Annotated in this window: 21 protein-coding genes; 4 read left to right on the top strand and 17 right to left on the bottom strand. The window is 37.4% G+C overall.

The window, feature by feature from the left end; translation table 11 throughout:
* Positions 1–218: 218 nt before the first annotated feature.
* Together ACFCT9_RS01355 and ACFCT9_RS01350 are read left to right on the top strand one after the other, a co-directional pair.
* Positions 219–881 carry a PolC-type DNA polymerase III gene (locus ACFCT9_RS01355; RefSeq protein ID WP_412520206.1) on the top strand — a complete coding sequence of 221 codons (663 nt, stop codon included), beginning with the start codon at positions 219–221 and terminating at the stop codon, positions 879–881.
* A gap of 14 nt (positions 882–895) precedes the next feature.
* Positions 896–1,294, top strand: coding sequence for a YkvA family protein (locus tag ACFCT9_RS01350; protein WP_412520204.1), 399 nt, complete (start codon positions 896–898; stop codon positions 1,292–1,294).
* Between the two features lie 99 nt (positions 1,295–1,393).
* On the opposite strand, the gene ACFCT9_RS01345 is transcribed toward ACFCT9_RS01350, so the two are convergent.
* Positions 1,394–1,837 (bottom strand): VOC family protein, encoded by a 444-nt coding sequence (locus tag ACFCT9_RS01345; RefSeq protein WP_412520203.1) that lies wholly within the window; start codon positions 1,835–1,837, stop codon positions 1,394–1,396.
* Between the two features lie 121 nt (positions 1,838–1,958).
* Between ACFCT9_RS01345 and ACFCT9_RS01340 the strand changes: the two genes are divergently transcribed.
* Positions 1,959–2,333, top strand: coding sequence for a VOC family protein (locus tag ACFCT9_RS01340; RefSeq protein WP_412520202.1), 375 nt, complete (start codon positions 1,959–1,961; stop codon positions 2,331–2,333).
* A 63-nt stretch (positions 2,334–2,396) separates the two neighbouring features.
* On the opposite strand, the gene ACFCT9_RS01335 is transcribed toward ACFCT9_RS01340, so the two are convergent.
* The 13 genes from ACFCT9_RS01335 to zapA all read right to left on the bottom strand — a co-directional run bounded on the left by ACFCT9_RS01335 (position 2,397) and on the right by zapA (position 16,221).
* Positions 2,397–2,912: a YfcE family phosphodiesterase gene (locus tag ACFCT9_RS01335; protein WP_412520200.1), complete on the bottom strand. Its 516-nt coding sequence runs from the start codon at positions 2,910–2,912 to the stop codon at positions 2,397–2,399.
* Positions 2,909–3,496 (bottom strand): XTP/dITP diphosphatase, encoded by a 588-nt coding sequence (locus tag ACFCT9_RS01330; protein WP_412520198.1) that lies wholly within the window; start codon positions 3,494–3,496, stop codon positions 2,909–2,911. The genes ACFCT9_RS01335 and ACFCT9_RS01330 overlap by 4 nt, the downstream gene beginning before the upstream one ends.
* 16 nt (positions 3,497–3,512) lie before the next feature.
* A complete protein-coding gene (gene racE / locus ACFCT9_RS01325; RefSeq protein WP_412520197.1) occupies positions 3,513–4,313 on the bottom strand; it encodes a glutamate racemase in 801 nt (266 codons plus the stop codon).
* A 114-nt stretch (positions 4,314–4,427) separates the two neighbouring features.
* Positions 4,428–4,946 carry a GNAT family N-acetyltransferase gene (locus ACFCT9_RS01320; protein ID WP_412520195.1) on the bottom strand — a complete coding sequence of 173 codons (519 nt, stop codon included), beginning with the start codon at positions 4,944–4,946 and terminating at the stop codon, positions 4,428–4,430.
* A 68-nt stretch (positions 4,947–5,014) separates the two neighbouring features.
* Positions 5,015–5,824 (bottom strand): succinate dehydrogenase iron-sulfur subunit, encoded by an 810-nt coding sequence (gene sdhB / locus ACFCT9_RS01315; protein WP_412520193.1) that lies wholly within the window; start codon positions 5,822–5,824, stop codon positions 5,015–5,017.
* Positions 5,824–7,620: a succinate dehydrogenase flavoprotein subunit gene (gene sdhA / locus ACFCT9_RS01310; RefSeq protein WP_412520192.1), complete on the bottom strand. Its 1,797-nt coding sequence runs from the start codon at positions 7,618–7,620 to the stop codon at positions 5,824–5,826. The genes sdhB and sdhA overlap by 1 nt, the downstream gene beginning before the upstream one ends.
* Positions 7,621–7,673: 53 nt before the next feature.
* The gene (locus ACFCT9_RS01305) at positions 7,674–8,312 is read right to left on the bottom strand and encodes a succinate dehydrogenase cytochrome b558 subunit (RefSeq protein ID WP_412520191.1); all 639 of its coding nucleotides are present in this window, start codon (positions 8,310–8,312) and stop codon (positions 7,674–7,676) included.
* A 458-nt stretch (positions 8,313–8,770) separates the two neighbouring features.
* The gene (uvrC, locus tag ACFCT9_RS01300) at positions 8,771–10,567 is read right to left on the bottom strand and encodes an excinuclease ABC subunit UvrC (RefSeq protein ID WP_412520190.1); all 1,797 of its coding nucleotides are present in this window, start codon (positions 10,565–10,567) and stop codon (positions 8,771–8,773) included.
* 227 nt (positions 10,568–10,794) lie between these two features.
* The gene (gene trxA, locus ACFCT9_RS01295) at positions 10,795–11,109 is read right to left on the bottom strand and encodes a thioredoxin (RefSeq protein ID WP_412520189.1); all 315 of its coding nucleotides are present in this window, start codon (positions 11,107–11,109) and stop codon (positions 10,795–10,797) included.
* Between the two features lie 125 nt (positions 11,110–11,234).
* Positions 11,235–13,583 carry an endonuclease MutS2 gene (locus ACFCT9_RS01290; RefSeq protein ID WP_412520187.1) on the bottom strand — a complete coding sequence of 783 codons (2,349 nt, stop codon included), beginning with the start codon at positions 13,581–13,583 and terminating at the stop codon, positions 11,235–11,237.
* A gap of 10 nt (positions 13,584–13,593) precedes the next feature.
* The gene (gene polX / locus ACFCT9_RS01285; protein ID WP_412521601.1) at positions 13,594–15,306 is read right to left on the bottom strand and encodes a DNA polymerase/3'-5' exonuclease PolX; all 1,713 of its coding nucleotides are present in this window, start codon (positions 15,304–15,306) and stop codon (positions 13,594–13,596) included.
* A 117-nt stretch (positions 15,307–15,423) separates the two neighbouring features.
* Positions 15,424–15,945, bottom strand: coding sequence for a CvpA family protein (locus ACFCT9_RS01280; protein WP_412520185.1), 522 nt, complete (start codon positions 15,943–15,945; stop codon positions 15,424–15,426).
* Positions 15,946–15,954: 9 nt separating this feature from the next.
* The gene (gene zapA / locus ACFCT9_RS01275) at positions 15,955–16,221 is read right to left on the bottom strand and encodes a cell division protein ZapA (protein WP_412520183.1); all 267 of its coding nucleotides are present in this window, start codon (positions 16,219–16,221) and stop codon (positions 15,955–15,957) included.
* Positions 16,222–16,491: 270 nt separating this feature from the next.
* Between zapA and rnhC the strand changes: the two genes are divergently transcribed.
* Complete coding sequence (rnhC, locus tag ACFCT9_RS01270; protein WP_412520182.1) at positions 16,492–17,445, top strand: ribonuclease HIII; 954 nt, start codon at positions 16,492–16,494, stop codon at positions 17,443–17,445.
* Between the two features lie 116 nt (positions 17,446–17,561).
* On the opposite strand, the gene pheT is transcribed toward rnhC, so the two are convergent.
* From pheT to ACFCT9_RS01255, 3 genes are all read right to left on the bottom strand, one after another.
* Positions 17,562–19,967, bottom strand: a complete 2,406-nt coding sequence (pheT, locus tag ACFCT9_RS01265; RefSeq protein ID WP_412520180.1) for a phenylalanine--tRNA ligase subunit beta — start codon at positions 19,965–19,967, stop codon at positions 17,562–17,564.
* Positions 19,967–21,025 (bottom strand): phenylalanine--tRNA ligase subunit alpha, encoded by a 1,059-nt coding sequence (pheS, locus tag ACFCT9_RS01260; protein ID WP_412520178.1) that lies wholly within the window; start codon positions 21,023–21,025, stop codon positions 19,967–19,969. Before pheS ends, pheT begins: the two co-directional genes overlap by 1 nt.
* Before the next feature lie 333 nt (positions 21,026–21,358).
* Entirely contained in the window at positions 21,359–22,105 is a 747-nt protein-coding gene (locus ACFCT9_RS01255; protein ID WP_412520177.1) for a TrmH family RNA methyltransferase, read from the bottom strand.
* Positions 22,106–22,154 lie beyond the last annotated feature (49 nt).

The raw sequence follows: 22,154 nt of genomic DNA, 5'->3' as shown, positions 1-22,154 counted from the left end.
GATCTTAACGGTCTTCTCTTTTTTTGTGCTTAATTATAAATTTGGATATCTTGATAGTATTGGAATACCCTCTCTCGTTCGAACGCCTAATAAAATATTGTGATTGAATTGCGTCGTCTTAGATTAATTTATTCTGTTGATAATGAAGCCTAATCTTATGCACCTACCTTCGCTTTACTGTAAAATAATTATAATCTCTAACGTATGGAGGTGGCACTGTGAACGAAGATGAAGCGCTCAAACGTTTGAAAACTGAAAATGAATTATTAGTAATGAAATTGCGTTTGAAAGAAAAGTATATTAAAGAATTGGAAGCAGAATTGAAACAACGTAAAAGACCGCCTGTCCACTATGTAAAATCACAAGAACTTGCGGATCATTTTGTTACGCTTAAAATAGAAACCACTGGTTTAAGTTCTGATTTTCACGATGCCTTTCAAATTGCGCTTATTGAATTTGATAACGGCAAAGTAATAAATCAATATATGAAATACTTTCGGCCTACCCGATTACTCACTAAGAAAGTTACACAACTGACAGGTGTCACAAACGACTTCTTAGAAGATAAAGATTTCATCGAAAAAGAAGACATAGAGGCCATCCGTGCATTCATAGGCGATAAACAAATCGTCGCACACGCCGCAACTTTCTCTATGAAATTCTTATTGCGCTACTTTGATGATTTCAATATAGAAGCACCAGAATTTACTGTACTAGATACGTTGCCGCTTGCGAGAAAAGTAGTCAAAGATTCACCTAATCATAAATTCGATACCTTAAAGTCACATTTTAACTTAGTCCCTAGTGAACCTGAAGATGCGTTGACAGATGCATTGGTGACAGGTCAACTAGCTTTGAAATTAAATCAACTAAAACAATAAAGAGAGTCTAAACAATGAATCTAAATATCCTACCTTCTTTAAAATCATTTGTCGCTAAAATGAACCGAGAATTGTTGGTCCTTTATTTATCATCTAAAGACAAACGCACACCACTAATGATTAAAGCCTTAGCTGTGTGTATTGTCGCATATGCCTTAAGCCCTATTGATTTGATTCCTGACTTCATACCAGTCTTAGGTTATCTCGATGATGTTATTATCGTGCCTTTAGGCATTGCCTTATGTTTAAAATTAATACCTGACCATATCATTGAAGATAATCGCCGTAAGGCTGCTGAACTCAACAAAAATAGCTTAAGTCAAAATTGGTATGCGGGGATTTTGATTATACTTACATGGATTATATTAATCAGCATCATCGGATATTTTATTATCCAAAAATTATTCGTATAAAACACTTAGTGAAATAGCTTCAAATAAAATAAGCCCTAAAGTCCTAAAATTAGGACCTTAAGGCTTATCTTTTATTTAATACGCTTAGCTATGCTTTACTTAGAGTTTTGAATGATCTTGACCGTGCAACATCCAACGCACGTTATATTTATCAGTAAATGAACCCATTTTACCGCCCCAGAATTGTTCTTCTAACGGCATATCTACATCAATTGAGTCATCGTCTTTCACTTTGTCGTAAAATGATTCTACACGCTGTACATCTGCTTCATCATTAATATCATAATCGATTAATAAAGAAATACCTTCATTGATTTGAACATCTTTGCCAAACGCATCTGACGCAAATAATGTAACACCTGCGATTGTAAATTGTGAATGCATTGTTTTATCGTCCGCTTCTTCTTTACTCACACCAAAGTTTTCTGCTTGTGATGGATCAACCGCTAAACGTTGAATATCAGTTGCGCCAAAAACCTCTTCATAATATTTTAATGCCTCTTTAGTATTGTTAAACGCTAAATATGGATATAATTGAGTCATAGTATTCCCCTTTTGTATTTAATGTATTACATTCTAATCATACCTTTTATTTGTTGTTTCAAACAACTAATAAGCGGGGATATGATGATAAGTTTTAAAATAGAAAATTCGAGGTGTTAAAATGATTCAACGATTAGACGAAGTAATGTTATATGTGAATGACCAAGAAAGTGCCAAAGCCTTTTGGACAGATAAATTAGGCTTTGTAGTCACTTCAGATACAGAACAACACGGTATGCGTACCATTGTTTTACGTCCATCCAGTGACGCACAAACTGCGATTGTCCTCCACAATAAACAAAAGATTCAATCTTTAGATTTAGGCATTAGTACACAAACCCCTTCTTTAATGTTTGCGACAAAGGATATTGATCAACTCTATCAAGACTACCAAGACAAAGGCATTACAGTCGGAGATTTAGTCGACATGCCTCAAGGCAGAGTTTTCAATTTTGCGGATGATGAAAATAATTATTTCGCAGTGAAACAAATTTAAATTAAAAGATGCGAAAGGATCACTGTTTCAATCCTTCCGCATCTTTTACGTTTATTCATATTTCTAGTTTGATACTTCTAATTCAAATTCAACCGTTTCAATACATTCATGTGCTCTGTTTCTGAAATTTAAAGTGGCCTTGTGACCTTCAATTAAAAGTTCCGCATAACTTTCTTCAGTCGCACTTCTTGATTGAGAAATACTGCCAGGATTAATCACATGTACCCCTTCAATGACTTCATAACGTGCAATATGAGTATGGCCATAAAAAGCTAGTTGACAACTTTCTTCTTTCGCTTTTTCAGCTAATAGTTGTCGTGTCGTATTCACTCTATATAAATGCCCATGTGTATAGAAAGCACGAACGCCTTCATCACTGATGACATTTTCATTTGGAAACTCTGGATAAAAATCACAGTTTCCTTTCACACGATGATATAAGCTTAATTCTGTATCGTCATATTGAAATTGTGAATCACCTAAATGTAACGCAACATCTACTTGATTATAATGATTAAAGACTTCAAATAAAATACCTGATTCTGTATGATTATCACTTACAATAATCCAGCGTCTCAAATTTGATCACCCTTTAAATAAGCTTTTAATTTATCAATCGCTTGACGTCTGTGGCTGATTTCACCTTTTTCTTGATCTGTTAATTGTGCCATTGTTTTATGCATTCTCGGTACATAGAAAATTGGATCATAACCAAAGCCGTGATCGCCTAATTTTTCCAATGTAATGACTCCGCTGACGGTTCCTTTAAACGTTTTAGTTTCTTCGCCTGGTGCACTCATGCTGATAACACAAACGAATTCAGCCGTACGATGGCGGCTGTTGTCTTTTAACTTTTCTAATAATTTTTCAATATTCGCATCATCATCTTTGTCTTCACCTGCGTAACGTGCAGAATAAATGCCTGGTTCTCCATTTAACGCATCTACCGTTAAGCCACTATCATCTGCGATGACACGTTTGCCTAATGCTTTCGCAGCTGCCTCAGATTTTAATTTCGCATTTTCTTCAAATGTTGTCCCTGTTTCTTCGACATCAAAGCCAGAAATCAATTCACTGATACCTATCACATTGTATTCAGGGAATATCACTTTAAAGTCGTTGATTTTACCTTTGTTGTTTGTCGCAATGACTAAATCTTCCATGTCCTTCACCTCAATATTAATCCACTTTCACTTGTGTTACTTCTACATTATCTATTTTCAACCATTGTCCAATAATATATTGGATATGTTTGGTATCTCCAGTCGCAAAGAAACGATGTTGCGGGTGCGGCGTATAATGTGCATGTTCATGACTGAACGTTAATAAAGCACTCACCTCACGTGCGGTTTCCAAGCCAGATGATATCACAGTTTTATTACCGCCGAAATAATCATAAATCGGTTGGAATAACAACGGATAATGCGTACAACCTAAAATAACAGTATCCGCTTCACTATTTCTATAATGTTTCAACGTCTGATGAATCACAATATTTGTCGCTACAGGATCATGATAACGCATTTGTTCCACTAACGGTACAAAATCAGGACAAGCAACACCCGTCACATCTACACGCGGGTTAATCGCTTGGATATGTTTGGTATAAGCTTCTGATTTAATCGTTCCTTCTGTCCCGAGGACCATAACTTTATTATTTTTCGTTGTCATAATCGCCGTACGTGAACCAGGTTCTATAACGCCGATAACTGGAATCGGCAACAAGGCTTTCAACGTATCTAATGCTACAGCTGTCGCAGTATTACATGCGATGACTAACATCTTCATATCATATTCCATCAATTTATTCGCAAGTTGTACCGTAAAATCACGCACTTCTGCGCCATCTCTTGGTCCATACGGACATCTTGCACTATCACCAAGATAATAGATCGTTTCATTTGGCAGCTGACGTATTATTTCTTTGGCTACAGTGAGGCCGCCGACTCCTGAGTCAATTACTCCGATGGGTTTATTCATGTCTTTTTCATCCTCACACTAAAGCATTCTTAGACTATATTTTATCATAACCTAGAATTAGAATACATGAATGGATATTTGATGACATCGCACAAAATATTGTCGAAAACGTTTTTATAAGCCAAATGCTTTTGAATAATGTACCATGCCGCGCGTTTCATCAAGTATAGTCGCTTTCAAAGGCTTAATCATCAAGTATGGCTCCATCTCTTGCATTGGGCCATAGATGTGATAGTCAGAAGCTAACAGGAACCCAAATCTTTGGTAATACGCTGGATCACCTAATACTACGACAGAATGATACCCCTGTTCTTGTGCCGCTTCTAAAGCTGCTTCCACTAACTCTGTTCCTATCCCTTTCCCCTGCGCTTCTGGTGCCACACTTAACGGCGCTAAGGCAAGTGAAGGTGTATGTGATCCTATCGTTATCTTAGACAACAGTACATGGCCGATGATTTCCCCTTTATTGATCTGTGCCACAAGCGACAGCTCAGGAATATAAGCATCACTTTGTCTAATACGTTGAACTAAATGATGTTCTGTTTGATCACTCATCTCAACATTTTCAAATGCAGCTTTCACTAGTTGCTCAACTGCTATATAATTGTTTGGTTGTTCAGGTCTGATATTCATATAGATTTCCTCTCCAATAAAAAAGAGGCAAGGAGCGATAAACTCCTGCCTCTTGATATAATGTCAAATTAGTTTACTTGGTGGTCAGAACCAAAGAATGATTTGAACATGTAGAATGATGTTTCTCTGTTCAATGCTGCGATTGAAGTTGTTAAAGGAATACCTTTTGGACAAGCATTCACACAGTTTTGTGAGTTACCGCATGCTTGTAATCCGCCGCCGCCCATTAAAGCGTCTAAGCGTTCATCTTTAGTCATTGAACCTGTTGGATGCAAGTTGAATAAACGTACTTGTGAAATAGCTTGTGCCCCTACGAAATCATTTTTGCTTGTAACGTTAGGACAAACTTCTAAACATACACCACATGTCATACATTTAGATAATTCATAAGCTGTTTGACGTTTTTTCTCAGGCATACGTGGTCCAGGACCTAAGTCATACGTACCATCAATCGGTACCCAAGCTTTCATACGTTTTAAGTTATCGAACATACGAGAACGATCAACTTGTAAGTCACGCACGATTGGGAATGTGCTCATTGGCTCTAAACGGATAGGTTGTTCTAATTGGTCTACAATCGCTGAACATGCTTGACGTGCATGGCCATTGATTACCATTGAACAAGCACCGCAGACTTCCTCTAAACAGTTCATGTCCCATGTTACTGGCGCTACTTTTTCCCCTTTTGTATTATACGGATTACGTCTGATTTCCATCAAACATGCAATCACGTTTAAATTCTCACGATAAGGAATTTCAAATTTTTCTTCATAAGGCTGTGAGTCCGCAGTATCTTGTCGTTTAATGATCAAAGTTACAGTTTTAGAACTATTTTGAGCTGGTTGTTGAACCGCTTCATCTTTAACTTCTTCTGCCATTATGATTTGCTCCCTTCTTCCTTACTAGAATCTTCTTTACTTGCTTTTGATTTACTTGAGTAGTCACGTTTACGAGGTGGGATTAAGCTGATATCCACATCTTCGTATTCGAATCTCGGTGGATTATCGATACCGTCATAATACGCTTTTGTAGTTTTTAACCACTCATCGTCATTACGGTCAGGGAATTCTGGTTTGTAGTGCGCACCACGTGATTCGTTACGGTTATAAGCACCGATTGTGATAACACGTGCAAGCACTAACATATTCCATAATTGGCGTGTGAAGAATACTGCTTGGTTACTCCAAGTTTGTGTATCTTCCATGTCAATATCTTTATAACGTTCCATCAATTCAAGAATTTTCTTGTCTGTTTCAAGTAAGCTTTTATTTTCACGAACAACCGTTACGTTTTTCGTCATGATTTCACCAAGTTCACGGTGAAGTTTGAAGGCATTTTCTGTACCTCTCATGTTTAATAAATCATCAAAACGTTTTTGTTCTTTATCGATTAAGTCTTGGTATAGACTATCGTCTAATTCAGTATATGAATGTTCAACTGTATCAATATATTTCACAGCGTTCGGTCCTGCTACTGTACCGCCATAAATCGCTGATAATAAAGAGTTCGCACCTAAACGGTTACCGCCGTGTTGTGAGAAGTCACATTCACCTGCTGCGAATAATCCTTTAATTGTTGTCATTTGGTCATAGTCCACATAAATACCGCCCATTGAGTAGTGTACTGCTGGGAAGATTTTCATTGGTACTTTACGTGGATCATCACCTGTGAATTTTTCGTAAATTTCGATGATACCGCCTAATTTAACATCTAATTCGTGCGGATCTTTATGTGATAAGTCTAGGTAAACCATGTTTTCACCGTTGATACCTAATTTTTGGTTCACACATACATCGAAGATTTCACGTGTTGCGATATCACGTGGTACTAAGTTACCATAATCCGGATATTTCTCTTCTAAGAAATACCAAGGTTTACCGTCTTTATATGTCCAAATACGGCCACCTTCACCACGCGCTGATTCACTCATTAAACGTAACTTGTCGTCACCAGGAATCGCTGTTGGGTGGATTTGGATGAATTCACCGTTCGCATAAACTGCACCTTGTTGGTAAACGATAGATGCTGCTGAACCAGTGTTAATCATTGAGTTTGTTGTTTTACCGAAGATAATACCAGGACCGCCTGTTGCCATAACAACTGCATCAGAACGGAAAGCATCGATTTTCGCATCTGTTAAGTTTTGTGCAACGATACCACGTGCTGCGTTTTCTTCGTCTTTAACAACGCCTAAGAATTCCCAACCTTCATATTTCGTCACAAGACCATCAACTTCGAACTTACGCACTTGTTCATCTAATGCATATAATAATTGTTGTCCAGTTGTTGCACCCGCAAATGCTGTTCTATGGTAAAGTGTTCCACCGAAACGACGGAAGTCTAATAAACCTTCTGGCGTTCTGTTGAACATAACACCCATACGGTCAAGTAAGTGAATAATTTTTGGTGCTGCTTCTGCCATTGCTTTAACTGGTGGTTGGTTCGCTAAGAAGTCACCGCCATATACTGTATCGTCAAAGTGAATCCAAGTAGAGTCACCTTCACCTTTTGTATTAACCGCTCCGTTAATACCCCCTTGCGCACACACAGAGTGCGAACGTTTTACGGGTACTACTGAGAATAAATCAACATGTACACCTTGTTCTGCTATTTTAATTGTTGACATCAGACCGGCAAGTCCTCCACCGACAACAATAACTTTTTTCTCTGCCATATAAATGTCACTCCCTGAAAATATAACCTTTATTTACGCTTATGCTATTGCTCTTATACGAATGCTAAGATTGCACTTACACCGATGTAAGCAACAACAACGAATACTACTAATGATACCCATGTGAATATACGTTGTGATTTAGCTGATTGTAAGGCACCCCATGTTACTAGGAATGACCATAATCCGTTAGAAAAGTGGAAAATTACCGCTACTGTTAAGATAAGGTAGAAAATTAACCAGAATGGATTGCTTAAATATTCGTGCATCATATCAAAACCTAGCTCTTTATGCCCTAACCACATTTCCACTTTTGTTTGATAGAAGTGGATTGCGATAAAGATAAACGCTAAAACACCTGTGACACGTTGTAAAAAGAACATCCAGTTTCTAAACCATGAATAATGGCCAATGTTCTCTTTAGCCGTGAATGCAATATGGATACCGTATAACGCATGATACAGAATTGGTAAGTAGATCAAGAGAATTTCAAGTGCTAACAAGAATGGTAATGATTCCATGAATCCTGCTGCTTGGTTGAATGCTCCTGCTCCCTTAGTCGCTTGGTGGTTAACTGTCAAATGCACAAGTAAGAATGCACCGATCGGAATAACCCCTAGTAACGAGTGAATACGTCTTAAATAAAATTGATTCTTAGTATAACCCAAAAGGAAGTCCCCCCTGTGAAACATATGATATTAATTGATTTCATTTTTCAGGTTTGTCGAAAAGCTCTAAATGCTCACAAAATTAAAACAACACAACGTACCAAAACCACCAACGAACAGCCCTGCTGGGAGTTGTAAAACACTACAATCAGCACGGCAGCTCAGCGCCATTTTCTCTATGTATGGACCCCTATCTTAGCTGTACATGCTGAACCGATGACTGATGTAATCCTTTACTAACGAGGCAATTGTATTTAATTACTTGTTAAGTGAGAATCATTTTCATTTAGAAAGCGTTTACAAACACACCTAAAAAAATAAAATCTCGTTAACGATATTGTAACATTTTTTGACAGCCTTTTGGGCATGAGAATTATTATCAATGGATTTTTTTCATTTTTAGTTTAAATTCAACGCCGAATTGTCTAAAAAATAAGCTAAAAGCGGCATCCTTTCAGCTTTATTTCAGGTCTTTGCCGCTTCTAACTTTTTTGTTCTTCTTTATTTAATTCTTCTAATAAATGCTCAGCAATCTTTTTAGGGAAACCAATCTCTTGAAGTTCCGCAACAGTTGCCGCTTTCATTTTCTTCACAGAACCAAACGTTCTAAGCAACTTCGTTTTACGTTTTGGTCCGATACCGTCAATGTTATCCAACACCGATGTCAAACCATGTTTTTGTCTCGTTTGTCTGTGGAATGTAATCGCAAAACGATGGACTTCATCTTGAATACGCTGCAATAAATAGAACGCTTGACTGTTCTTTTTCAACGGTACGACTTCTGCTTGTGGTCCATAAATCAATTCCGATGTTCTGTGCTTATCATTCTTACGTAAACCAGCCACAGGAATATCTAAGCCAAGTTCATTTTCCAGCACATCGATCGCGACAGACATCTGACCTTTACCACCATCTACAATAATCAAATCTGGCAAAGGCAGCCCATCATTTAAGACACGCGTATAGCGTCTGCGAATGACTTCTTGCATTGATTTATAGTCATCTGGTCCATCAACCGTTTTAATTTTATATTTACGATACCCTTTTTTATCCGGTTTACCATCTACAAAGGTCACCATGGCAGACACTGCATCGACACCTTGAATGTTAGAGTTGTCAAACGCCTCGATACGAATCGGTGTTTGAATGCCCATGCGTTCGCCTAACTCTTCTATCGCTTTAATCGTTCTCGATTCATCTCTCGCAATTAATTCAAATTTATTTTCTAACGAGATTTCAGCGTTGTGATTAGCCATTTCAACTAAATCTTTCTTTTGACCTCTGACCGGTTGTACAATCTTTGTATCTACAACAGATTGAATCATGTTAACGTCCAAGTTTTTCGGTACATGGACTTCTTTAGGCAACAGATGCTGATTTAATTGATAGAACTGACCGATAAATGTATAGAATTCCTCTTCTTCAGTTTGTTGGAGCGGAATCATAGTCGTATCACGTTGAATCATATTCCCATTTCTGACGAAGAACACTTGGACACACATCCAACCTTTAGACACACTGTAACCAAACACATCACGTGCTTTATTATCTGTCGACATGATATTTTGTTTCTTCGTCAAGTTATGAATATGTTGAATCAAGTCTCGGTATTCTTTCGCTTGTTCAAAGTCTAATTTTTCACTCGCCGCAAGCATACGATCTTCTAGATTCTTAAGTATTGTTTTATCTTCGCCATTTAAAAACTCTGTAACTTCTTGAATCATTTGCGCATATTGTTGTTCATCTACGTCATAAACACAAGGACCTAAACATTGTCCGATATGATAATACAAACATAATTTATCCGGCATTTTATCACACTTGCGGAATGGATAGATACGGTCTAACAACTTCTTCGTTTCTACCGCAGAATACGCATTTGGATAGGGACCAAAATATTTACCGGTTCCTTTTTTCACCGTTCTTGTGACCAACAAACGCGGATATTTCTCTTTCGTAATCTTAATAAATGGATAACTCTTATCATCTTTCAATAAGATATTATAGCGCGGTTGATATTGTTTAATTAGATTCAATTCTAACAATAGCGATTCTGTTTCACTATCTGTAACAATGAACTCAAAATTACGAATTTCTCCAACTAAACGCGTGGTCTTCGCATCGTGTGCGCCTGTGAAATAAGAACGCAACCGATTCCGCAAACGTTTGGCCTTTCCCACATAAATCACTTGGTTATTGCGGTCTTTCATCAAATAACAACCTGGTTCAAAAGGAACCACTGATAACTTTTGTTTAATTTTTTGTTGATAATCTTCCAACGGTTAACCTCCCTTCTCTTAATTTTTAAATCATAACGTATGAAATGCAATAACATATTATAACAATTTCAGCTGGAATCGACGACTCGCATGCTTATGCATACATTTAAATTTCCATATAAAAAAGACCAGAACACGATATTCTGGTCTTGCATGACTGTAATGATTGATTCGATATTTAACGTGAAGTTTCAACCATAATCGCCGAAACTCGGCATTATTTAAAATTATAGGTGTTTGTTTAATACTTCAGCTAAGTTTTCTTTAGGTTGGAAACCTACTACTTTATCAACAGGTTCGCCGTCTTTGAAAACGATTAGCGTTGGAATACTCATTACTTCGAATTTAGCTGCAGTGTTTGGGTTTTCGTCAACATCTAATTTTAAGATGTCTGCTTTACCATCGAAATCTTGAGCTAATTCTTCTAATACTGGCGCGATCATTTTACAAGGTCCACACCAAGTTGCCCAGAAATCTACTAATTTAACACCGCTTTGAACTTGTTCGTTAAAGTCTGAATCAGTAACTTTAATTAATGCCATAAATATCGTTCCTCCTTAGGAATTTTAATGATGAACAAAGTATATCAGATACCATTTATAATTGCATCGGCTTTGCTCATAACACAATTCATTTTTTATTACTTCATTATCATTTCTTATTTTGATTATTTCAATGTCGCAACTGTTACACCAAAACCGCCTTCGCTTGGCGTACCCGTACGATATGAGGCCACATTTTTATGTCGTTTCAAATGTTGCTGTACTGCCTTCTGCAATGCTCCTGTTCCCTTTCCGTGAATGATATAAACATTCTCATAGTTGCTGAGCATCGCTTGATCCAAGTACTGGTCTAAAGCTGTAACAGCTTCATCATAACGATAGCCTCTTAAGTCTAATTCCATTTTCACTGGAGAACGATTGGAACGTGACACCATTTTCGTTTGCGGTTCTTGTGTTTTTTGTTTCTTCTCTAAATCTGCTATCGGCAATTTCATTTTAATAATACCCATTTGAACGACCGCTTCTTCATCATCCAAGATTTCCAGTACTTCACCTTTTTGACCATACGTTAACACTTTAACTTCATCGCCAGCTTTAATCTCATCCCATTTTTTCTTTTTCACATTCTGTTTGATATCAGTTGCTTCATACTGCTCATCTAAATGTTTACGTTTTTCAATCAATTCATGCTCTTTGACATCCGCATTTTTCTCATCTCTTAAGTGACGTAAATCTTTAATAATGTCTTCTGCTTCTTTAGTCGCAGCTTTCACACGTTGATTGGCTTTTGTTTTCGCTTCATCCATCAATTGTTTCTCATAATTTTGATATTGCTCATATTTTTGACTCAATTGACGATGTAAATCTTGGGCTTCTCGTAATAACTGCTCTAATTCAATACGTTGATTATCGACACGCTTCGTATTCTTCTCTAATGACGCAATCATATTATTGATTTCTTGTTCGTCTTGACCAATCATAGCTTTCGCATCGCGAATGATTTTGCCATTTAAACCTAATTTGCTTGAGATTTCAAAGGCATTAGAACGGCCAGGCACACCCATCAACAATTTATAAGTCGGGCTCAATGTGTCAACATCAAATTCAACACTGGCATTCATAACACCCTCACGGTTATAGCTATAAGCTTTCAATTCTGGATAGTGTGTTGTAGCCATAACTAAGGATCCGCGTTTTTGTACATTATCTAATATACTCATCGCAAGTGCTGCCCCTTCACTTGGGTCCGTACCTGCACCTAATTCGTCAAAGAGAATGACACTATTATGATCTGCATGTTTTAAAATCTCTACAATATTCTTCATATGAGAAGAGAACGTTGATAATGATTGTTCAATTGATTGTTCATCACCGATATCACAATACACATTATCAAATACACCAAGCTTGCTGCCGTCTAATGTCGGAATCAACAAACCTGATTGTGCCATCACTATAATCAAACCTAATGTTTTCAGCGTTACTGTTTTACCCCCGGTATTCGGTCCGGTAATAATAACGGTTTGAATACCTTCCACAAATTCAATCGTATTGGCAACGACTGTTTTCGCATCAAGCAATGGATGAAATGCTTTTGGTAAATAGACGTGGCGCTGTTCTGTAAATTCAGGTTTCGTTCCTTTAATTGAACTGCCATAACGTGCTTTCGCAGTTAAGAAGTCAATTTGTCCCATGACAGATTCTGCGATTAAACAAGCTTCCGCTTCAGCCGCCACTTCTAACGTCAACTCAGTCAAAATTCGTTCAACTTCTGCTTTCTCATCATGGCGCAGACGACTGATTTTATTATTCATTTCTACGACTGCTGAAGGTTCAATATAGAGTGTTTGACCTGAAGACGATTGGTCATGCACAATCCCATTGAAATCTTGGCGGTATTCTGCCTTAACTGGAATAACATGACGATCATTTCTGACCGTAATAATTGAATCAGATAATTTCTTTTGGTTGGATTGACTTTTAACCACGCGGTCTAAGTTTTGTTTGATACGTTGTGATGTACTATGAATACGACTTCTGATACTTTGAAGTTCATAACTCGCATCATCAAATAAATCATATGCATCACATTTTTGTTTGATTTCTTGATACAAATCAGAAAGAATCGGCAATTGTGTCATGCGCTCATCCAATATCGGATAATTGATTGCTTCCTCTTCTTCTAATAGTTGGCTGTAAAATGTTTTATATTGATTTTGAACTTGAATCAGACGTTTGATTTGATTCAATTCACGTACATTCAACATACTGCCGATTTTCGCACGGTGAATGAGCGGTGCGACTTTAGATAAACCACTCAAGCTCGGCAAACGGTGTTTATTATAAATTTGAGATATTTCGTCGGTTTCATCCATTTGATGAACAACGGTTTGATAATCAGAAGCTGGTGCCATCGCCGCAGCTTTTTCTCGGCCCAAATCACTGACAGCTTCCTTTTCTACAAGCGCTTTGATTTTATCGAAATCAAGCACATCTAATGTCTTCTGTCTCACTGACATCCCTCTATTTCTTTAACTTTTTATTGTTTTCTATAAATGATTTGAAATCTTCTCTGCTCATTGTATTGAGAACGCGTGATTTATCTATAAATGCTTTTTGCGCTGTCGCAATCCCATATTTCATCAATTCTAGGTTATCAATATGATGTGCATCTGTATTAATCGTTACTATAATATCTTGATGATGACGTAATACTTCTGCACTTAAATCCAAACGTAACGGATTCGCATTAATTTCTAAAATTGTATCTGTGGCTTTCGCCAATTCAAATAGGCGGTCCATATTTACTTTATATCCATCACGACGGCCAATAATACGTCCTGTTGGATGTGCAATGTGACGAACATAAGGATTGCGGCAAGCTTGTTCTAAGCGATGCATAATTTGTTCTTCTGTTTGGTTAAAGCTTTGATGAATCGAAGCAATAACGTAATCTAATTGTGCTAACACATCATCTGGATAATCTAAAGTACCGTCCGCTAAAATATCCATCTCAGTTCCTGAATAGATATCAATTTCATCATATTCTTGGTTCATTGCTTTAACTTCTTCATTTTGGCGTAATAAACGGTCAATTTCTAAACCATGCGCGACACGTAAACTACGTGAATGGTCTGTAATCACCATATATTCATATCCTTTTTGGATATTTGCTTCAATCATTTCACGTAGACTGAAAGCACCGTCACTCATTGTCGTATGCATATGCACATCGCCTTTAATGTCATCTATTGTAACAATATTGGATAAATCACGGTCAAACTCAGTACCGTCTACACGCATTGGCGGCGCAATCCATGCATGTCCAAAATGTTCATAGATTGCTGCTTCACTGTCTAATTGTAATAATGAACCATCAGGTTGTTCAATTCCATATTCACTGACTTTTTCACCACGTGCTTTCGCAAGTTGACGAATACGGATATTATGATCTTTTGAACCTGTGAAATGTTGTAAGGTATGGTAATAAGCGCTTGGCTCTACGATTCTAAAGTCGATTTCAATCGTTTCATCTTCAAATTCAACTTCAACCGATACTTTCGTTAAACCTACTGCCACATCTTTTACTTTATGCGGAACGTTTAATAACGCTTGTTGTACAGTCTCTGGATCAGTCGTACTCATGATATAATCTAAGTCTTTACTCATTTCATTGACACGGCGGAAACTGCCTGCCACATGATATTGTTCTAAAGCATCAATCGTCTCTAAATACGCTTCAATTTCTTGATTCAATTTAATTAATAAGTTGATAGGATAACGTTCTTTACGTGCACTTAAGGCATTGACACCCGCAAGAATATTCTCTTCAGTCTTTTTGCCGAAGCCGCTTAAAGCACTGACTTCTTTATTTTCACATGCACGCGCAAGTTCTTCTTTATTCGTAATACCTAGTTCTTTATACAGTTTATGAATCTTCTTACTGCCAAGTCCTTGAATCTTTAATAATGGCACTAAACCTTCAGGTACTTCTGCTTCTAAAGTGGTTAAGGTTTCAGATTCACCATTCGTTAAATATTCATTGATGACTTCACCGACACCTTTACCGATGTTTTTCAGCTTTGTGACATCTTCAATTTCATCTATTGTACGTTCATCGGTTTCTAAACTTTGTGCTGCTTTACGATAAGCAGACACTTTAAACGTGTTTTCACCTTTTAACTCCATGTAAGTGGCAATCTTCTCTAATAAACGCACGACATCTTTTTTAGTAATATGTTGACTCACTTAATTCACTCCAATTAAAAAGAGGAACTTGATGGCATTCGTATCTCTGGTACAGATTAGCGAATGTTTCAGCCTCCTCTTTGTTTAGTCTTTGTATTCATTGAATTATAATGCCATCACAAACGATGACAGATATGGGGTATGAAAGAGTATCAAATTTGCGATTACGGATTGTGCAAATTGTTGTTGAATCGCAAAGCTCGGGTACAAGCTGCATAAATATAATACGAGCAAGACAATCACCACAGCGCTCACCATACTTAAGAGTACACCAAAGCATCGATTCAAGATTGATATGTGTTGTGTTACCATTATTTTATCAAACGCAGATAAAATTAGGTATAAAATAAACTTGCTGATTAAAAATATCATGATAAATGCGACAATACTTTCAAATCGCAGATGAATCTCATCATATTGAATGAAATAATGTGTTTGTGCTGCCTTTGTTTTAGGAAACGGAACATATAACTCTAACTGTTTCGCAAACGGTGCATACCATAATGCCGCAAAGACAAATGCGGCGACCGTACATATAAAGTGAAACAGACTCCACCAAAATCCTCTGCGAAACCCCATGGCGGCAATCATGATAAAGACAAAAAAGATAAAGATATTCAGCAGCATAGGCAGCCCCTAATGTTCGTCATGCTTCAAACGATTCAACTCTTGTTTCAAACGACGGTTTTCCTCTTCTAACAACACCTTTTCATGCATAATATTCACAGCAGTCAAAACCGCTTTACGTGTTGTATCCAATCCCGCACTCTTGCGGCCTAATTCTTGAATTTTCTCATCCACGAGATGTGCAACATAACGTATATGCTCAGGATTATCTTCGCCGACTATTGTATAATTTTTATTATTAATCGTAACATTGATTCTATTTTTAAATTCGCCCAATTTGATAACTCCAATCTTGCTTATTTTCACTCATTCACCACGATCACTCATGAGTGTTGCGTTTATATTAATCGTAACTGATTTTCACCTAGTTTTGTTGAAAACCACTCTAATTATTCATCACGAACCATTATACACGAGTGCCATTTATAATGTAAGTAGTGTTCGCTTTTTGCCAACGTTATTTAAAACACCTGTAACATATAACCTTTTGTTGTACGACCAACCTATAGTAAAATAAAAATACTACAACAAGTAAGGAGCATCCCTATGGCGAATGTCGTATTAAAATTAACAGATGAACAAATCCAACAATTACTAAGCAAAATCAACGCAGATACAACAAACCTCCCACAAGGCTCTCGTGCACGCGCAAAAGTTCAAGGCACAACGATTCATATATATAATTCTAACAAAGTGATGTTTCAAGGTGCTCAAGCCGAATCTGTGGCGCAACAATTACTAGGTAACGATGCACAAACATCTAAAGCACCATCAAAGAAAAAGAAAACAACGACGATCCATTCAACTGATTATCCATTTAACACTGCTAACTGTATCGGCAGCGATGAAGCAGGCAGTGGTGATTATTTCGGACCCCTTACTGTATGTGCCGCTTATGTGTCAAAAGAACATGCGGAGGTGTTGAAAACATTAGGCGTCGACGATTCTAAAAAATTAAGCGATAAAAAAATTGTCGAATTAGCTGAACAATTAGTGACATTTCTCCCCCACTCACTACAAGTATTAGACAACAAAAGATATAACGAACGAAAACAATTAGGCTGGTCACAAGTTAAAATGAAAGCCGTTTTGCATAACCAAGCCATTGAAAACGTGGTAAATCGTATCGAAGCACAAAATCAGCCCTTAGACTATATTGTAATCGACCAATTTGCGGTTCGCGGTGTCTATCAAAACTACGCCTTGTCACCGATGCCACATCCAGATAAAACATGTTTCGAAACAAAAGGTGAATCTAAATCTTTAGCCATCGCAGCCGCGAGTATTCTTTCTCGTTATGCGTTTGTGAAACATATGGATCACATGAGCAAAAAAATCGGCAAAAATATTCCAAAAGGCGCCAGTAAAGCAGTAGATTTATTCGCAGCACGATTAATTGATAAATTCGGTACGGATACATTAGATAACTTGTCAAAAGCTGACTTTAAAAATAGAGAAAAAGCCTTAGACCTCTATCGTAAAAAACAATTTAACGACTAAGCAATTTAACACGTTGCTTACACAGTTTTATAAAGAAAATGAAACAAGCTCCTTCCACACATTATCTGTGTAGAAAGAGCTTGTTTTTTTAATTTATTTCCATGAAGCTAATCAGCTTAACGAATGACTGCGCCTTCTGCAGTTAAAGCGTTAACGATTTCATCATGAACCGCTGTAACTTGTTCATCTGTTAACGTATTTTCAGTATCTAAGTAAGCAATACGGATAGCGACAGATTTTTTGCCTGCTTCCATATGTTCACCTTCATAGACATCAAAGACTTGCGCATCTTGTAAGATTTTACCACCATGTGCTTTGATAGTTTGAATTAATGCTGCAGCTGAAACAGTGGTATCCACTTCTAATGCGATGTCTCTTGTCACACCAGGATATTTAGGGATTTGTTTATAGTTGATGTAACCCACCGCAACGTTCATCAATTTATCATAGTTTAATTCAAAGACATACGTACGTTGTTTCAAATCATTTTCCTCTGCTAATTGTGGGTGTAGTTCACCGATAAAGCCGATGACATCTCCATTTAAAATGACGTTCGCAGTACGCCCTGGATGTAAACCGTCCATTTGTGTTGCTTCATAATCAAATGTGATATCTAATTTTTCCGCAATTGCATCTAAAATACCTTTCGCAAGATAGAAGTCTGTTAACTCTTTCTTGCCTTGCCATTGGTTGCCGCTGTATTCACCTGTTAAAATACCGCTTAAGTATTCAACTTCATCCGGTAGTTCACCTTTACCATTCGCAAAGAAGACACGTCCGATTTCATATAAGAAGACATCCGTATTTTTACGCGCCACATTATAAGCGACCGCATCAATTAAATGTGGTAATAAACTTTGACGTAAGACCGCATGCGCTTCACTCATCGGCATCAACAATTCAATATTGGGTTTGTCGCTGACAGAGAATGCTTTACCACGTGCACGGTCTACTAATGAATACGTAATAGCTTCACTTAAACCTGCACCTTCTAATGTGCGTTTTAATATACGTGTTTTTGCTTGGCGGTCTGTTAATTGACCACTTGTAACTTGTTCGAAGACTGGTAATGTTGATGGAATTTCATCATAACCATAAATACGTGCGACTTCTTCGATTAAGTCTTCTTTAATTTTGACATCTCTACGACGTGAAGGCACATATACAGTTAAGTTGCCTTCGTTATTTTCAGTTTTGAAGCCAAGTTGGCTTAATGATTTCACAATCGCTTCAACTGTCATGTCTGAACCGATTGTATTGTTAATTTTATCAACTGTAATTTCAATCGGTGTAATAAATTCACCTAAGTCACCTGACGCAACTCTATCTGATAAGACTTCACCTTGTGCATAATGTTCTAATAAGTAACATGCACGGTCTACCGCTTGATCTACAAACTCAGTCGCGATTCCTTTTTCGAAACGACTTGATGATTCACTGCGTAAGTTCAAACGACGTGATGTATGACGAATGCTGACAGGATCAAAGATCGCTCCTTCAACCACAACATTTTGTGTTTGTTCTGTCACTTCAGAGAAGTCTCCGCCCATTACACCACCAAGTGCGATAGGTTCTTTACCGTTTGTGATAACGATATCAGACGCTAATAATTCACGTTCTGCGTCATCTAAAGTCGTCATTTTTTCGCCTGCTTGCGCTTGACGTACCACAATGTGGTCTGAACCAATATGGTCTTGGTCAAACATGTGCAATGGTTGACCGTATTCTAATAGCACATAGTTTGAAATATCTACGACGTTATTAATTGGACGAATGCCTGCTTTCATTAAGCGTGCTTGCATCCAAATTGGAGATGGTCCGATTTTCACATTTTTAACAACACGCGCACTGTAATATGGTGTTTTATCTGGATTTTCAACTGACACGGAAATTTCTTGTGCTGCTGAAGTTTCAGTTGTATCGGGTTGTATTTCTGGCAATGTTAATGCCGCACCGTAAAGTGCTGATGTTTCATACGCAGCACCGACCATACTTAATGCATCGGCACGGTTTGGTGTTAAGTCGAATTCCATCACTTGGTCATTTAAATATAATGCTTCTAACGCATCTGTACCTGGTTTCACTTCACTTGGGAAGTTATAAATGCCGTCTTCAAATGCTTTTGGTACAACATTGCTTTGAACACCAATTTCTTGTAATGAACAAATCATGCCTTCAGATACTTCACCACGTAATTTCGCACGTTTGATTTTAATACCGCCTGGTAAACGTCCGCCCACTGTAGCGACAATCACATATTGGCCTGCATCTACATTCGGTGCACCACAAACGATTTGTACGGGTTCAGTTTCACCGATATCTACTTTACAAATATTTAATTTATCTGCGTTAGGATGTTGTGTTTTACTTTCCACATAACCTACGACTAATTTTTTAATTTCAGCTGTGTAATCAATAATGTCATCAACTTCAATCCCTGTACGTGTAATACGTTCAGCTAATGATTGGATTGGTTCATTGACTTCCACTAAAGATTCTAACCATTCTTTTGATACAAACATTATGCTTCACCTCTATCTTCAACAGCTTTGAATTGATCTAAGAAACGAACATCATTTGTGTAGAAATAACGGATATCTTCAATACCATATTTCAACATAGCGATACGGTCTGGACCCATACCAAATGCGAAACCAGTATATTTAGAAGAATCGAATCCTGCCATTTCTAAGACGTTAGGATGCACCATACCTGCACCTAAGATTTCAATCCAGCCTGTACCCTTACATACGTTACAGCCTTTACCGCCGCATTTGAAACAAGATACATCTACTTCCACTGAAGGTTCAGTGAATGGGAAGTAACTTGGACGTAAGCGGATTTCACGTTCTTCACCAAATAATTTCTTCGCAACAAGTTCAAGCGTTCCTTTTAAGTCACTCATTTTAATGTTTTCTGCCACAACTAAGCCTTCAATTTGAGTAAATTGGTGACTGTGTGTCGCATCATCTGAGTCACGACGATACACTTTACCAGGACAAATAATTTTAACTGGTCCTTGTCCTTTGCGTTTTTCAAGTGTACGTGCTTGTACAGGAGATGTATGCGTACGCATTAACGTTTCTTCTGTGATATAGAATGTATCTTGCATATCACGTGCTGGGTGAGATTTTGGTAAATTCAATGCTTCAAAGTTGTAGTAATCTTGTTCAACTTCATAACCATTTACAATTTCATATCCTAAACCTAAGAATAAATCTTCGATTTCTTGGATTGTACGTGTTAATGGATGTGCTGCACCTTGTTTGACTTGGCGACTTGGCAACGTCACATCAATTGTTTCTTCTTCTAATTGTTTGTTTAAACGTTCTTGTTCAAGCACTTTTTTACGATCTGCGATCGCTTGTTCAATCGCTTGTCGCACTTCATTCACTGCTTGGCCAAATTTTGGTTTTTCTTCATTTGATAAATCTTTCATTTGTTTCATTAAACCTGAAACAGAACCTTTTTTACCTAAGTATTTTACTTTAACATCTTGCAAAGCTTTCTCATCTGACGCTTGCGACACATCGGCCAACGCCTCTGATTTCAGCTGATTCATTTCTTCAGTTTGAATCATATCTGCCCCTCCTAAATTAAATTGCCAATAAAAAAAGACTTCTATCCCTGAGAAATGGGACGAAGTCTTCCGTGGTACCACCCAAATTTATGCATACGCATACACTTGATTTATCATAGATAACGGTGATGAACCGACTTAAATTTCTTTAAGTTGCCAAAAAGATGAAAAAAATTATCGCATTCTGGAATAACTTTCAGTCGCGGTTATTCTCCCTAAACAGTCTGCATTGATAATTTACGTCTTTTTATAGGCAAAGTATTTATTTTTCTGTTTGAATCTGACGCCCAAACACTAAATCACATTTTATTATAAGTAATCCCTTCCGACCGGTCAACCTTTTAATTTATAGATTAAAATACTGCCTGCTATAGCAACATTTAAACTTTCTGCAGCGCCATACATCGGAATTGTTAATCGTTTAGTCGTATGACTTAATAATTCAGGATCCACGCCTTGCCCTTCATTACCAAGTAATAACGCAAACGATGATTGTGCAGCTTCTTCATTAAAGTTCACCGCATCTTCTAAGGCCGTACCGTAAACAGGGCCATCAAATTGTTCAATAAATGTATCTAAGGGTTGTGTCACAATCGGCAAATGGAAAACACTCCCTTGACTAGAACGCAATACTTTATCTTGATATGCATCAGCAGTACCTGGTGCTAAGACAATCAAGTCTAATGCAGCAGCATCTGCTGTACGAATTAACGTACCGAGATTTCCAGGGTCTTGGATACGATCTAATAATAATACTTGTTTCGCATCGGCAATACGAGAAGCAACCTCTGGTTTTTCTATGACCGCAAAAATACCTTGAGGTGTCACAGTACCAGATAAACTTTCTGCAACTTTGAAATTAATATGGAACGCTTCTTCAGCTGCTTCAATCAACTTAGCATCAAAACGTTCTGGTTCAACCACAAAAAGTTGTTTCACCGTTAATTGGCTTTGAACCGCTTCTTCAATCAAATGTGTCCCTTCGACCAATAACAATCCTGTTTTATCTCGTTCTTTTTTCTTCTTTAATTTGTTTGCTTGTTTCACCTTTGTATTTTGCGGTGACGTAATTTGTTCCATAATGGGTTACCTCATTTACGCTTTTTCCTTATTCTATCATGTTGCTTTT

It is taken from the genome of Staphylococcus simulans (assembly GCF_047037175.1).
Classification (GTDB): domain Bacteria; phylum Bacillota; class Bacilli; order Staphylococcales; family Staphylococcaceae; genus Staphylococcus; species Staphylococcus simulans_C.
Note: the sequence above shows the minus strand (reverse complement) of the source record. Positions and strands in the feature narration are given on the sequence as shown.